Source organism: Symbiobacterium turbinis, assembly GCF_055383075.1.
In genome coordinates this window covers 1641678-1655830 of sequence record NZ_AP042433.1, presented here as the reverse complement: position 1 = coordinate 1655830, position 14153 = coordinate 1641678, and the positions used below count along the sequence as shown (strand labels likewise).

13 protein-coding genes are annotated in these 14153 nt (G+C 69.4%); 9 read left to right on the top strand and 4 right to left on the bottom strand.

What is annotated here, in order from left to right; genetic code table 11:
* From ACZ45O_RS07970 to ACZ45O_RS07945, 6 genes are all read left to right on the top strand, one after another.
* On the top strand, positions 1 to 975 hold the full coding sequence (locus ACZ45O_RS07970; protein WP_464857239.1) for an ABC transporter permease: 975 nt from the start codon (positions 1 to 3) through the stop codon (positions 973 to 975).
* Between the two features lie 11 nt (positions 976 to 986).
* A complete protein-coding gene (locus ACZ45O_RS07965) occupies positions 987 to 1841 on the top strand; it encodes an ABC transporter permease (protein WP_464857237.1) in 855 nt (284 codons plus the stop codon).
* Positions 1842 to 1844: 3 nt separating this feature from the next.
* A complete protein-coding gene (locus ACZ45O_RS07960) occupies positions 1845 to 2858 on the top strand; it encodes an ABC transporter ATP-binding protein (RefSeq protein ID WP_464857235.1) in 1014 nt (337 codons plus the stop codon).
* Positions 2855 to 3853 (top strand): ABC transporter ATP-binding protein, encoded by a 999-nt coding sequence (locus ACZ45O_RS07955; RefSeq protein WP_464857233.1) that lies wholly within the window; start codon positions 2855 to 2857, stop codon positions 3851 to 3853. The genes ACZ45O_RS07960 and ACZ45O_RS07955 overlap by 4 nt, the downstream gene beginning before the upstream one ends.
* 216 nt (positions 3854 to 4069) lie before the next feature.
* Complete coding sequence (locus tag ACZ45O_RS07950; protein ID WP_464857231.1) at positions 4070 to 4717, top strand: hypothetical protein; 648 nt, start codon at positions 4070 to 4072, stop codon at positions 4715 to 4717.
* Between the two features lie 423 nt (positions 4718 to 5140).
* A complete protein-coding gene (locus ACZ45O_RS07945; RefSeq protein WP_464857229.1) occupies positions 5141 to 5638 on the top strand; it encodes a hypothetical protein in 498 nt (165 codons plus the stop codon).
* Positions 5639 to 5696: 58 nt separating this feature from the next.
* Here the strand turns inward: ACZ45O_RS07945 and ACZ45O_RS07940 are convergent, their stop codons facing one another.
* Positions 5697 to 7082 (bottom strand): CAP domain-containing protein, encoded by a 1386-nt coding sequence (locus ACZ45O_RS07940; protein WP_464857227.1) that lies wholly within the window; start codon positions 7080 to 7082, stop codon positions 5697 to 5699.
* A gap of 513 nt (positions 7083 to 7595) precedes the next feature.
* Here ACZ45O_RS07940 and ACZ45O_RS07935 point away from each other — a divergent pair.
* From ACZ45O_RS07935 to ACZ45O_RS07925, 3 genes are read left to right on the top strand one after another with little or no spacing between them, the layout of a single operon-like run.
* On the top strand, positions 7596 to 8753 hold the full coding sequence (locus ACZ45O_RS07935; protein WP_464857226.1) for a COG1470 family protein: 1158 nt from the start codon (positions 7596 to 7598) through the stop codon (positions 8751 to 8753).
* A gap of 5 nt (positions 8754 to 8758) precedes the next feature.
* Positions 8759 to 9793: an ABC transporter ATP-binding protein gene (locus ACZ45O_RS07930; protein WP_464857225.1), complete on the top strand. Its 1035-nt coding sequence runs from the start codon at positions 8759 to 8761 to the stop codon at positions 9791 to 9793.
* Entirely contained in the window at positions 9765 to 10754 is a 990-nt protein-coding gene (locus tag ACZ45O_RS07925) for an ABC transporter permease (protein WP_464857223.1), read from the top strand. Before ACZ45O_RS07930 ends, ACZ45O_RS07925 begins: the two co-directional genes overlap by 29 nt.
* 564 nt (positions 10755 to 11318) lie before the next feature.
* On the opposite strand, the gene ACZ45O_RS07920 is transcribed toward ACZ45O_RS07925, so the two are convergent.
* From ACZ45O_RS07920 to cyoE, 3 genes are all read right to left on the bottom strand, one after another.
* Positions 11319 to 12527: an MFS transporter gene (locus ACZ45O_RS07920; RefSeq protein ID WP_464857221.1), complete on the bottom strand. Its 1209-nt coding sequence runs from the start codon at positions 12525 to 12527 to the stop codon at positions 11319 to 11321.
* A gap of 125 nt (positions 12528 to 12652) precedes the next feature.
* Positions 12653 to 13129 (bottom strand): hypothetical protein, encoded by a 477-nt coding sequence (locus ACZ45O_RS07915; protein ID WP_464857219.1) that lies wholly within the window; start codon positions 13127 to 13129, stop codon positions 12653 to 12655.
* A 158-nt stretch (positions 13130 to 13287) separates the two neighbouring features.
* A complete protein-coding gene (gene cyoE, locus ACZ45O_RS07910; RefSeq protein WP_464857217.1) occupies positions 13288 to 14130 on the bottom strand; it encodes a heme o synthase in 843 nt (280 codons plus the stop codon).
* Positions 14131 to 14153 lie beyond the last annotated feature (23 nt).

Below are 14153 nucleotides of genomic sequence, written 5' to 3'. Positions count from 1 at the left end.
ATGCTGCGCTTCGTACTTCGTCGCTGTGGGCAGGCGCTGCTCACCCTGCTCCTCCTGAGCGCCATCGTCTTCTTCATGTTCCGTCTGCTGCCGGCCGACCCCACCGCGGCGATGGTGGACGCGGCCCTCTCACCGGAGCAGATCGCCGCGCTGAAGGCGGAGTTCGGCCTCGACAAGCCCCTGGCGGTGCAGTACGGACTCTACCTGAAGAACATCCTGCTGAAGGGCGACTTCGGCACGTCCTTCTTCTACAAGCAGCCTGCGCTGAAGATCCTGGGTGACAAGATCCTCAATACCGTGATCCTCTCGCTCGCGGCGATCCTGATCGCCTACACCGTCGGGTCGCTGCTGGGCGCCCTGATGGCGTGGTACAGGGGCAGCCTCGGCGAGGCGGTGGGGATCGTGGGCGGGCTGGTCTTCCGGGCGGCGCCCGAGTTCTGGGTGGGCATGGTCTTCGTGATGATCTTCGCCTACGGCCTGGGGTGGCTGCCCCACTCGGGCATGCGGGAGGCGGGCTACGTCGCGGACACCCTGGCCGCCAAGTACCTGAGCCTCGACTTCCTGCGCCACCTGGTGCTGCCGGCGACGGTGGCCGCGCTGCACATGCTCTCGACGCCGATGCTCCTCTTGCGCAACGCCATGCTGGAGGTGCGGAAGGAGGAGTTCGTGGAGCTGGCCTACGCCAAAGGGCTGCCGCTTCGCCGCATCATCTTCCGGCATGCGGCCCGAAACGCCCTGCTGCCGGTGGTCACCTCGCTGGCCACGGCGATCGGGCGCTCGGTGGGGGGCATGGTGCTGGTGGAGTACGTCTTCTCGTGGCCGGGCCTGGGGCGCGAGATCGTGCTGGCCGCCACCCGGTACGACTTTCCGGTGGCGCAGGCGGCCTTCCTGATGATCGCCGCGCTCATCATGGCGATGAACATTCTGGCCGACGTGCTCTACGGCTACCTGGACCCGCGGATCGTGTACAAGTAGGGGGTGCGACCGTGCCACAGCAGATCTGGAGACATCTCCGGCGCGATCCCCTCGGCATGACCGGCGTGATCCTGCTCAGCTTCTTCATCCTGCTGGCCCTGTTCGCGCCGCTCATCGCGCCGTACGATCCGGAGGCGATCCTGCGGCTGGACGGCGAGATCGCCCGCCTGCACCCGCCGTCGCGGGAGTTCTGGTTCGGCACCACCAACATGGGGCGCGACATCTTCTCGGGCGTGGTCCTGGGCAGCCGGATCGCCCTGAAGGTGGGTCTTCTGGCCGCCCTGCTGGTCACCTTCATCGGCACCAACGTCGGGCTGATCGCGGGCTACTACGGGGGCATCGTCGACACGGTGCTCATGCGGTTGGTGGACCTACTTTACGGGATTCCCTTCATCCCTTTCGTCATCGTGCTCGTCTCGCTCATGAAGCCCTCGGTCACCAACATCATCATCGCGGTCTCGGTGCTCACCTGGCGCTCGGTGGCCCGCATCGTGCGCTCGCAGGTGCTCAGCCTGGCTCAGCGGCCCTTCGTCAAGGCCGCCCGGGTGGCCGGCGCCTCCGACCTGCGCATCATCTACCGGCACATCCTGCCCAACGTGCTGCCCATCGCCCTCCTGGAGATGTCGTTCGTGATCTCCTGGGCGATCGTCTCCGAGGCCAGCGTCAGCTTCATCGGCTTCGGCGACCCCACCGTGCCTTCCTGGGGGAAGCTGCTCAACGGCGCCTTCGTGGCCGGCGCGGTGCGCTTCGCCCCGTGGTGGGTGGCCTTCCCCGGCTGCGCCATCGTGCTGCTGGTGTTGGCCGTCTTCTTCATCACCCGCAGTCTGGAGACGGTGATCAACCCCCGTCTGAAGGGAGGCGAGTGAGGCATGCCCCTGCTGGCGGTGGATGGGCTGCAGGTGGAGTACCGCCTGCCGGACGGGAAGATGCAGGCCCTGGACGGGATCACCTTCGACCTGCGGGAGGGGGAGGCCCTCGGGGTGATCGGGGAGAGCGGTTGCGGCAAGTCGACCCTGATGAAGGCGCTGATCCGGCTGCTGCCGGACAACGGGCGGATCAGCGGGGGTACGATCCGCTACCGGGGGCAGGACGTGGGCAGCATGGAGCCGGCAGCCCTGGCCCGGCTGCGCTGGAATGAGATCGCTGTGATCACCCAGTCGTCGATGAACGCCCTGAACCCGGTGTACCGGGTGGGGGACCAGATCGTTGAGGTGCTGACCGTGAAGGGCGGCATGGGCCGCCGGGAGGCCTGGGAGCGGGCGGCGGAGCTGTACCGCATGGTCGGTCTGGAGGCGAAGCGGCTCCACGACTACCCGCACCAGCTCTCGGGCGGCATGCGCCAGCGGAGCATGATCGCCATGGCGCTGGCGCTGGAACCGTCCCTGGTCATCGCCGACGAGCCGACCACGGCGCTGGATGTCGTCGTGCAGGACCGGATCCTGCAGCAGCTGGCCGAGCTGCAGACGCAGCGGAAGATGGCGATGCTGTTCGTCACCCACGACATCGCGGTGGTCGCCGGCCTCTGCCAGCGCGCGATGGTGATGTACGCCGGCAAGCTGGCGGAGATCGGGACCACCCGGCAGATCTTCAAGAGCCCGGCGCACCCCTACACCATGGGGCTGCTGGCCGCCTCCCCCACGGTGCTGGAGCGGGCGGCGCAGCTGATCGCGATCCCCGGCTACCCGCCCGACCTGAGGAACCCGCCCGCCGGCTGCCGCTTCGCGGCCCGCTGTCCCTTTGCGGATGAGCAGTGCCGCCGGGCCGATCCGCCGGTGCGCGAGCTCGAGCCGGGCCACCTGGCGGCCTGCCACTACCCGGTACCGGTTGAGCACATGCGGGAGCTGTCTGCCCGACGGGCCACCTGGGAGGGGGGAGAGCCGTGAGCCACCGTTCGTCTGCGCCGCCGGTGCTGGAGATCGCGAACCTGACCAAGCACTTTCCCGTGGGGCGGGGGCTGAGCCGATCGGGCCGGCGCGTGGTGCGCGCCGTGGACGGCATCGACCTCACCGTGCACCGGGGGGAGATCCTGGGGCTGGCCGGGGAGTCGGGCTCGGGCAAGTCCACCACCGGAGAGCTGATCGTGCGCCTGCAGACGCCCACCGGGGGCAGCCTCCGCCTGGACGGCGTCGACATCGCCCGCCTGCGGGGCGGGGCGCTGCGCCAGTTCCGGCGCCAGGTGCAGATGATTTTCCAGGATCCTTTCGGCACGCTCAACCCGCGCTACACGGTGGGCGCGACGGTCGCCGAGCCCTTGCTGATCCACGGGGTCCGTGACCGGGCCGCCCGGCAGGCCGCGGTGGTCGAGGCGATGGAGCGGGCCGAGCTGCGCCCCGCGGCGAAGTACATCGACCGCTACCCCCACGAGCTGTCGGGCGGGGAGCGGCAGCGGGTGGCGATCGCCCGGGCCATCGTGCTGAAGCCCCGCGTGCTGGTGGCGGATGAGCCTGTCTCCATGCTGGATGTCTCCATCCGGGCCGGCATCCTCAACCTGCTCAGGCGGCTCCGGGACGAGATGGAGCTGAGCGTGATCTACATCTCGCACGACCTCTCCACCATCCGCTACCTGTGTGACACCACGGCCGTCATGTACTTGGGCAAGGTGGTGGAGTACGGGCCCACCGAGCAGGTCATGACGCGGCCGGCCCATCCCTACACCCAGCTGCTCCTCTCCGCGGTGCCGGTGCCCGATCCGGACCTGGTGCGTGAGCGGATCACCGTGGACCTGGAGCCGCCGGACCAGATCCACCTGCCCCCGGGGTGCCGTTTCGCCCCCCGCTGCCCCGTGCGGCAGGAGCGGTGTACGGCGGTGCCGCCGGCGGAGGTGGAGATCGCGCCCGGCCATCGGGCGGCGTGCCACCTGGCGGCGCCTGGGCGGTGATCCATGCCGGACCCGGGGGAGACGAGAAGTGCATCGGGGCGCCTCAATAGCCAGGCATCAGATCGACCAGTGAGTGATGGCCCGGAAGGCAGGCAATTTCTGCCTTCCGGGCCGCAGCATGTCTTCGGGACCGGGCCGAATGGCGCAAAATGACCAAGAGGAACGTCGATTCTGTTGCCGAATCAAGCCATGAGACCAGGCGAGGAGGGGTACGCCGTGAAGGCTCGCAAGGGTATCAGGCTCACACGCTCCGGCAGGGCGATCCTCAGGTTCCTGGCCTACGCCGACGACCTGAGTGAACAAGAGGCGCTGGAGGAGGCCCTCATCATGACGCTGGCGTTCAGGGCCGTCCAGTCCCTCAGGATCGCGAACATCGACCCCATCGACGACGAGGATGGCAAGCACCTGGTGCAGGCGCGCTACATGGTCAACCTCCTGGAGGAGCACGACCCGGCCGGCCACTGGCGGATCGTCCGCAACGAGGAGGGCTGGTGGGAGCTGCAGCGGGCTGAGCCCGATCTGCAAGGCAGCGAGCTGGAGTGGGAGCCCTGGCCGTGGGAGCTGGCGGCGGTGGACAGCGAGCTGCTCGACGCGGAATTCGACCCCGATGACGATGACCTGTTCGGGGACGACGACGATGACTTCGACTACGACTACGACTACGACCTCGGTGACGAGGACGACAGCGACGACGACGATGACGACGACGACGATGACGACGACGACCTCTTCGGGGACGACTTCGATGACGATGAAGAGGACGACGATGAAGACGAAGACGATGATGACGATGAAGACGATGATGATGACGAAGACGAAGACGACGACGACGATGATCACGACGATGACGAGGAGGACGATTAGCGCAGCGGTGTAATGCGGTGTCGGACGGGGGCCTGTCCTACAGGTGCGAGAAGCCTCGTGAACGGATTCTCGTGCCCCTGTGGGGCGTGGCGCCCGATCAGCTCACACCCGAAGGGCCAACGCCGCCAAGCGCGTGACGATCGAAGCGGTCATCGACCGACCGGGATGATGCAGATGCGGGCTGCGCGCAGCGCCCCGGTGCGAAGCGCGCACTGCCTGAATCGAGAAACGAATCGGCCGATACCCCCGTCCAACCTCTGGAAGGGGGTATCGCCACGTTTCGGAACCGGAACGGCCTGCTGGCGACCCTGCTCGCCGTCAGCCTGCTGGCCATCCCGACGGAGGCGGGGGCAAGTGACCCGGTCCCGCAGGTGGCGCCTCAGCCAACGCAGATTCAGATCGAGCCGAACGGTCACCGGCTGGGTGACCGGCTGCAGCATCTGGACCACCAGGCCTGGGCCCCAGGCCCTCACCTACACGCGCGGCGAGGCCCTGGGCCTGGCCGAAGACGGGTACAGGAAGCTGGTGCCCGCGGAGCTGGGGGACGCCCTCCGCTTCGTGGACGTGCCGCTGACCGCCGGCAACTTCGGCGACGCGACGTACCGGTTCTACTGGGAGCGGATGGAGCAGGGCCGCCCGGTGGATGGCGAGGGGGGCGCCATCGCCATTGACGCCCGCAGCGGCGACCTGACCGACTACAGTTTGACGTGGCGGCACGGCCGCACCTTCGCCGCGCCCGGGGCCGTCCGCGAGCGGGCCCGGGTCGATGCCGCCCTGCGGCCGCATCTGGGCATGACCCTCCAGTACCGCTACTTCTTCGATCCGGAGACCGACGAGGGTGAGAGGCAGGCACCTGGTGGCCGGTCCTGGCCATCGATGCCTTCACCGGCGATCCGCTGTACTGACGGGGGTGTGAGCTGATCGAAACGCCAGGCGGCCCGGCCTGCACGGCCGGGCCACCTCTTTTTCGCGCCTGCGATCAGGATCCGCCCAGGTGGAGGGTGCCGTCGATGAGCCGGCTCTCCACTCCGGCCAGCCGCTCCGCGAAGGACTTGTCCACGTACACCGCGCCGCCGTGCTGCTGCACCGGCAGCGCCAGCTGCACCGGCTCGCCGGCAGCCCGGGCCATCACCCGGCCGAGTGTGTAGTGGCCGGTGCGCCCGCCCAGGCGCCAGTACGTCCGGCCCAGGGCCGACGGCGGCTCCTGCTGGGCCCCCAGGGCCGCCAGGGCCTCCTCGGGCAGGAGCACCGTGCCGCCGGGGCCGACCAGGGCGGGCCGGTCCAGGGCGATGCCCCCCACCCGCACGGGCACGGGCCGGAACGGTTCGCCCGCACCCGGCCGCCCGGTGCACCCGGCGAAGAGCGGCACCACCGTCTCGCTGCCGTCCGGCCTGACCAGGAGCAGCTCGGACGCATCGCTCCGGCAGACGGGCAGCCGGAAGATGACCGAGCCGTCGTCCGCCACCTGCAGCCCCTCCACGGGCAGGCCGCCGGCGAAGACCGCCATGTCCGGCCCGAGGCCCTCACCGGCCAGCCGGATCCCGTCCATCCAGGTGGTGATGCTCTGCACCCGGGCGGCACGGCGCGCCGCCCCCGTGGTGAAGGACCACGACCGGTCGAAGGGCTCGGGGCCCGCGCCCCGGTCCACGAGGCCCCGCATCTGCACCGTGTAGCGGCTGTGCGGCAGAAGCGGCTCCGCCGGAATCAGGGCCACCGTGTCGGTGAGCCGGTCGTCGGTGACCGGATCGAACAGCAGCGCCGCCGCCTCGCCCTCCGGGCCCCGCAGGGTCGCCTCGGTCAGCTGCAGCGACCGGACCTGCCCGCCGAAGGTGAGCGTGATGGTGTACCCCACCGGCCCGCTTGCACCCGGGTGCAGGCGGAAGGGATCCGGCACCTCCCGCCCGTCCCAGCCGGTGGGCACGTCGGTCTGCCCCGGGTGGGGCCAGGCGACCTCCTGCGGCCCGTCCGCAGGAGCAACGCCGTAGTTCAGGACGTTCACATACCGGCCGTCACGGCTCATCCCCGTGCCGTATCCCATCTCCGCAGTGTTGGGGCTGATCAGCGGCAGGCGGTGATAGAGCGTCTCCATCCAACCGTCCACCGCCTTCTCGGCGGGGCCGGCGAAGTGGATGATCTCCCCCGCGCCGCCCCGGTAGCCGTGGCGGGCCGCCCGGTCGGCGGGCCTGCGGCCGGTGAAGCCGGGGGCGTCGGGGACCTCGCCGTGGACGTCGCGCGCCCACTGGTCGGGGTTCGCGGCCAGGTACTCGGCGTGGGCCTGGGCCGCCGCGCCCAGGGCCGGGTCGTAGGCGATCGCCGTCAGTCCGGCGGCGGCGCGGTACCGGTTCACCTGCTCCAGGGCGAGCAAGGCCTCGGGTCCGGGGGGCAGAGGATCAAGGTCAGGGTCAGGGGCAGAGGCAGGGACAGAGGTAGGAGCTGACGCAGGGACAGGGGCAGACGCAGACACAGACACAGACGCAGACGCAGACGCAGACGCAGACGCAGACGCAGGGGCAGGGGCGGGGTCGGAGACGGAAACGGGGTCGCCGCGGAGCCCAGCGGCGGCTCCGCCGATGGTTCCACTGGAGAAGAGAACGAGCGTGGCCAGAAGCATGCTGAGGAGACGGGGAGTGATGCGCTGCACGGTAATGGCCTCCAGTTTTAACCATGTCATAAGTAATTGGACTCGTCCCAAATTTCGTCGCGACCTAAATGGTTCCCTTCTTCCAGTTCCGGTCGATTCTAAACCTGTTTTCAGGTTCCTGTAAGCCTCATTTCATCTTTCTCTGCCACCATCGATGTGGGGCCATCGGGTCCCCGCAAGGCATCGTCGCGCCCCGGTGCGCAGCGATGCCAAACATCGTTGTGAGGTGAGGAATCGATGTCGTGTCGCACTCTACGCTGGGGAACTGCCCTGGCGGCGGCCGTCATCGCCCTGTTTGCGGTGGCGGCGCCCGCGCAGGCGGCAGAACTGAGCTTCTCGACACGCTACCCCGGCATCGTCGTCAAGCCCGGCGAATCGCTGAGCCTGACCCTCAACCTGTCCGGCGATGGCGGCGTGGCGGATCTTTCGGTCCTGGAGCTGCCGGAGGGGTGGGAGCAGCCCGCGTTCCGGGGATCGGGCTATCCGGTGAACCAGGTGTACGTGGCGCCGGGTCGCGACGAGACAGTCACGCTGAACCTCAAGGTGCCTGACCGGGCCGCCGAGGGGACCTACCGGGTTGTGCTGTCGGCTTCCAGCGGCGGTGACGTCGCCGAGCTGCCGCTTTCCATCACGGTGGCTGCCGGCGCCACGGGCCGGGCGAGTCTGAAGACCGACTTCCCGTCCATCCAGGCCCAGGCGGGCACGACCTACAGCTTCCAGGTGCGGCTGCGCAACGACGGCGATGTGGAGGAGACGTTCGCCCTCTCCGCGGCCCCGCCCGAGGGCTGGGACGTGACTTTCCGGGTCAGCGGGAAGCAGGTGGGCACGATTCCGGTGGAGGCCAACAGCACCCAGACGATCGACGTGTCCATCAGCGTCCCCGATGAACTGGAGGCCGGCACCTACACCGTGCCCGTCCACGCCCGCTCCGCGTCCGGCGAGGCCAGCCTGGACCTGACGCTGGAGGTGCTGGGCAAGTATGCCATGCAGGTGACCACGCCGGACGGCCGGCTCTCCTTCGACGCGGTGGCCGGGCGCAAGAACGGCGTGACCCTCGAGGTGAAGAACACGGGCACCATGCCCCTTACGGGCGTGAACTTCTCGTCCACCCTGCCGCCCAACTGGACGGCCACGTTCTCCCCGGACATCATCGAAGAGCTGGCCCCGGGTGAGAGCCGCCAGGTGACCGTGGAGGTCACGCCCAACAGCAAGGCGCTGGCGGGCGATTACCTGCTCACGCTCCGGGCCCGCAGCGACGGCAGCCGGGCCACCGACTTCGCCGAGTTCCGGGTGGCGGTGCAGACGCCGACCCTGTGGGGTCTGGCGGGCGTGGGCGTGCTGGCCGCGGTGGGCGGGGGGCTCTGGTGGGTCTTCCGCACCTTCGGCCGGAGGTGAGGCCGGTGGCGGAAACCGTCATCGAAACGTGCGGTCTGGTGAAGCGCTACGGCGACTTCACGGCGGTTTACGGCCTCGACCTGGAGGTGCGGGCCGGTGAGGTCTTCGGCCTGCTGGGCCCCAACGGGGCCGGCAAGACGACCACCATCCTGATGCTCCTGGGCCTCACCGAGCCCACCGACGGCTGGATTCGGGTGCTGGGCCACGACCCGGTGCGGGATCCCATCGCCGTGAAGCGCCTCACCGGCTACCTGCCCGACAACGTGGGCTTCTACGACGAGCTGACCGGCCGGCAGAATCTGTTTTACACCGCCGAGTTGAACGGCATCCCCAGGCGGGAGGCGGCCCCCGAGATCGACCGGCTGCTGACCCGGGTGGGGCTGGCCGACGCCGCCGACACCCGGGTGGGCGCCTACTCCCGGGGAATGCGGCAGCGGCTCGGGGTGGCCGACGTGCTGCTGAAGCGGCCCCGGGTGGTGATCATGGACGAGCCGACCCTGGGCCTCGACCCCGAGGGGGCGCGCACGTTCCTGCGGCTGATCCGGCAGCTGGCCGACGAGGGCATGACGGTGCTGCTCTCCTCCCACCTGCTGCACCAGGTGCAGGCGGTCTGCGACCGGGTGGGGATCTTCGTGAAGGGCCAGATGATCGCCTGCGGCCCGGTGGACGAGCTGGCCGAGCAGGCCCTGGCCGGGGAGCCCCTGCGGCTGGAGCTGGAGCTGGCGCCCTGTACGGAGGAGCTCCTGTCTGCCCTGGAGCGGCTGGAGGGCCTTGTGGAGGTGCACCGGCGCGACGGCCCGGCGGGGACGGCGCCGGGGGACTTCGCTCGCGGGGCTGCCGCGAGCCGTTCGGGTGAATCTCTCCGCCTGGAGCTGGTCTGCCGGCGGGACGTGCGCGCAGAGGTCAGCCGGCTGGCCGCCTCCCACGGCGCGGCGGTGCTGCACCTGAGCCAGGCGGGGCGCAGCCTGGACGACATCTACCGGCGCTACTTCGCCGACGGAGGTGAGACCGGTGGCGGTACTTCCGAAGGTGCAGCCTAAGGTGTGGCTGGAGCGGCTGCGGGCCCGGCCGGCAGAGGCGCAGGCGAAGGCGGCCCCGGTGGGCGGCCTGGCCGCGGTGGTGCGCAAGGAGTTCGCGGACCACGTGAACAGCTGGCGCATGGTGATCCTGGTGCTGCTGCTCCTGGTCACCGGCATCGCCTCGCTGTACACCGCCGCGCAGACGATCCGGAGCGTGGTGGAGGCCACGGCGGCCACGCCGGACTTCGTCTTCCTGCGGCTGTTCACCGGCGGCAGCAGCCGGCTGCCGTCGCTGACGGCCTTCGTCTCGTTCCTGGCTCCGCTGCTGGGCATCGCGCTGGGGTTTGACGCCATCTGCGGCGAGCACAGTCGGCGCACCCTCAGCCGGGTCCTGGCACAGCCGATCCACCGGGACGCGGTGATCAACGGCAAGTTCCTGGCCGGCCTGCTGGCCATCGTGGTCACCCTCACGGCGCTGCTGCTGGGGGTCGGCGCCCTCGGCCTGATCATGATCGGCGTGCCCCCCACCGGCGACGAGGCCCTGCGGCTGGTGGCCTACGGCGTGCTGACTGTCATCTATGTGGCCTTCTGGCTGGCCCTGGCCATCCTGTTCTCGGTCGTCTTCCGGCAGGCAGCCACCTCGGCCCTGGCCTCGATCGCGGTCTGGCTGTTCTTCAGCGTGTTCTGGGACATGATCGTCGGCGTGGCGGCCGGCGACGACCCGGTGGGGCTCGGGCTCTGGCTCAGCCGGGTCTCGCCGGGGTACCTGTACACCGAAGCGATGGTGACCCTGCTCAACCCGATCGTGCGCAGCCTGGGCCCGGTGACGCTGGAGCAGGTGCTGGGCGCGCTGGAGGGCGTGCTGCCCGTGGGCCAGTCGATCGCGCTGATCTGGCCCCAGGCCATGGGGCTGGTGGCCCTGACGGCGGTCTGCTTCGCCGCCTCGTACATCCTCTTCATGCGGCGGGAGATCCGTGCGTGACGGCCCGCTGCGGGAGAGGTTCATATAAATGTGTCCGGGGCTCCGCATGCAGCGGAGCCCCGGACGCATTCTGTGCCGCCGGCGTGCGTTAGGCTTGTTCACACCAGAGCTGCCCGGTGTCCCCACAGCCAACCCGTGCGACGGTTTCTTTATGTCTGAACTTCCCGAGCCGAATGCCCCCCTGGGTCCGAATGCTTCATGCTTGTACCACCGGGCCCGGGGCTGCGCAGCCAGGTAAGTGCGGCAAACTTCCACTTCGCCCGCCGGCGAAGTGGAAATCCGCCCGTAGCTCGCTCCCTGGGTCCGAAAGCTTCACGCTTGTACGACCGGTCCCGGGGCTGCGCAGCCAGGTCGGTGCGGTCAACTTCCACTTCACCCTCCGGCGAAGTGGACATCCGCCGCTGCTCGCTCCCTGGGGCCGAATGCTTCACGCGCCTACGATCCCGTGCAGAGCCGCAAAGGGCGAAGCGAACAGGGGCAGGGCCCGGGCGTTGCATGCGGGCGACTGAGCGCCAGAGCAGTGGCCCGCCGGCCTGCGCCGCATTCCGGGGCGTGCGGTCTGGTTTACTCGGCGACCGCGACATCCTCACCCCGCGCCGACAGCCGGCGGGCGAGTGCGGCCAGCCCCAGGGCGACGACGAGGAGGAGGGCGATGAAGCCCACCACGCCGGCCCAGCCGAAGCGCATCCAGAAGAGGCCGGCCACCGTGCCGGCGATGCTGGCGCCAATATAGAAGGTGAAAAGGTAGAGCGCCGAGGCGGCGCCCTTGTCCCGCATGGCGCGCTGCCCCACCCAGCTGCTGGCGATGGAGTGCGCGCCGAAGAAGCCGAAGGTGAACACGGCGATGCCGCCGATCTTCACCGGCAGCAGTCCGGCCAGCGAGATCGTCACCCCGGCGAGCTGGATGCCGAGGCCGAGGGCGAGCATCGGCGCCCGGCCGTACCGGTCGGAGAGGCGGCCCATCAACGCGGAGCTGATGGTACCCGCGAGGTACAGCAGGAAGATCCAGCTGACCAGCGCGGGGCTCAGATTGTACGGTGGCGCCATGAGGTGGTAGCTGACGTAGTTGTACAGTGCGACGAAGGAGCCCATCGTCAGGAAGCCGACGAAGTAGAGGGAGCGCAGCAGCGGGTCGAGAAAGGCGCCCAGAAGCGACCGGGCCAGCCGTCTCAGCTGCAGCGGCTGCGCCCGGAAGTGCTTCGACGGGGGCAGGGTGCGGGCAAACCAGAGGGCGCAGACAAGGCTCACGAGGCCGATGACGACGGTGGACCCCCGCCAGCCCCAGAACTCGGCGACGGTGCCGGAGATGATGCGGCCGCCAAGCCCGCCCAGCGAGTTGCCTGAGATGTAGAGGCCCATGGCGGCCCCCAGGTGACGGGTGTCGATCTCCTCGGCCAGGTAAGCCATGGCCGTGGCGGGCAGACCGGCCATCACCAGGCCGTGCAGGAAGCGCACGAGCAGATACGAGTTGAAGCTGGTCATGCGGGATGCGATAAGGCCGATCACACCCGCGGCCAGCACGGCCAGGGTCATGATCGGCTTGCGGCCCAGAGAGTCGGCCACCGGCCCCACCAGCACCTGAGACATCCCCATGCTGATGGTGGCCACCGAGAGCGCAAGACTGGCCTGCGCCGGGGTGGTGCCGAAGTCCGCGGAGAGCAGGGGGAGAATCGGCTGGGGGACGTACAGGCTGGCGTAGACCGAGAGGGCGCCGAGGAAGAGGGCGAGCGTGACGAGGCGGTACTCACGGGTTCCTCTCTGGATGCGGGTCACGAAGTAGGCCTTCTTTCCTTGAAATCGTAATAGTACTACACCCAATATGTTAGGTTATCGGTGTGAAAAAGGCCAGACTTCGCGCTGAACCGGGTTCCCGCCGGGGAAACCCGGTTCTCACCGCGTCAGCGCCCGAAGGGCTCGATCAGCACCTCCATCACCCCGCCGCAGACGGCGCCGTCGGGGAGGGAGGGATCGTCCAGGAGGTCGATCTCCTCCAGAGCGGGCCGGCCCTCGTCCAGGGCGGTGAGGGCGGCCAGCCGGACGCGGTTCTCGCCGCAGCCGCCGCACTCGCCCCGGTCGCAGGTGACGTGCGTGCCGGTCAGGCGGAGCCGCTCCCGGAGCAGGTTCGCCAGGGTGTCGCGGGTGTCGACCTCCACCGTGTACTCGGCGCCATTGACCGTGAGCGTCACGGTCTGCATCACCGGCGGGCGGTAACCCCGGGCTGCGGGCGGCGGCTCCGCGGCCTCCGCCCGGCCGGCCAGCCGCGCCCGTCGCCTGATCCGGACGCCTCCCAGCAGGCCGGCGGCCGCCGCCGCGGCGCCTGCCTGCTTCAGGAGCGCCCGCCGGGCGATTCTCTGCGGTCGCGCCTTCTCACGCACAGCGCCCCCTCCTTCTGCTCTGTGTATCTGTGTCAAAGCCATTCATGGAAAGAATCCTATTCATGCCCAGTGGGACATTATCCCTACCCGTCCCGCGCGAGAGAAAAAGGACGCCACCGGCGTGGCGTCCTGGGTTCGGGGCTTGTGTCGCAGCGTACTCAGCTCACGGTGATCAGGGCCATCACGGCCACCATGTAGACCGAGGCGAACTTGAAGAGCCGGAAGTTCACCGCCACCGACGGGCGGATCAGGGCGTTGGCCGAGAGGCCCACCAGCACGGCGCCCAGGCAGAAGGAGACGCCCAGGGTGCCCCAGGGCAGCGAGAGCAGCCAGGTGACGGCCACCATCGTCAGGGCGGCCAGCACGGTGGAGCCGCTGATGACCTTCTGGGTCACGTCCTGCCCGTAGACGTTGGGGAAGACCGGCACCCCCGCCCTGGCGTAATCCTTGGCGTACTTGATGCTGAAGGTCATGATGTGAGTGGGAATCCAGAGCAGCACGGCCAGGGCCAGGAGCGCGCCGACCAGGTCGATGCGGCCCAGGGCCAGGGCCCGACCGGCCAGCACGGGCATGCCGCCGGAGATGCCGCCCCACAGGACCGACCAGGGGGTGCGACGCTTCAGCCAGACCGTGTAGACCACGACGTCCAGCAGCCAGCCGGCGAGGACGACCAGGCCGAACAGCAGGTCCGTCAGGAATGCCCAGAAGAGGCCGCCCGCGGTGAGCAGCGTCCCCAGGGCCAGGGCCGGCCCCGGCGACAGGCGGCCCGCGGCCAGCGGACGGTGCCTGGTGCGCGCCATCTGCGCGTCGATGTCGCGGTCATACACCATGTTCAGCACCGTCGCCCCGCTGATGCTTAGGAAGAGCGCCCCCAGGAGCGGGACCCATCCCCCCCGCAGCGGCTCCGCCACGCTGGCGTAGCCGGCCACACCGGTGAAGAGCAGGAGCGCGGTCTGCTTGCTCTTGATCAGCGACCAGAGATCCTGCAGGAACTGAATCATCTGCAGTCACCTTCCTGGCCCGT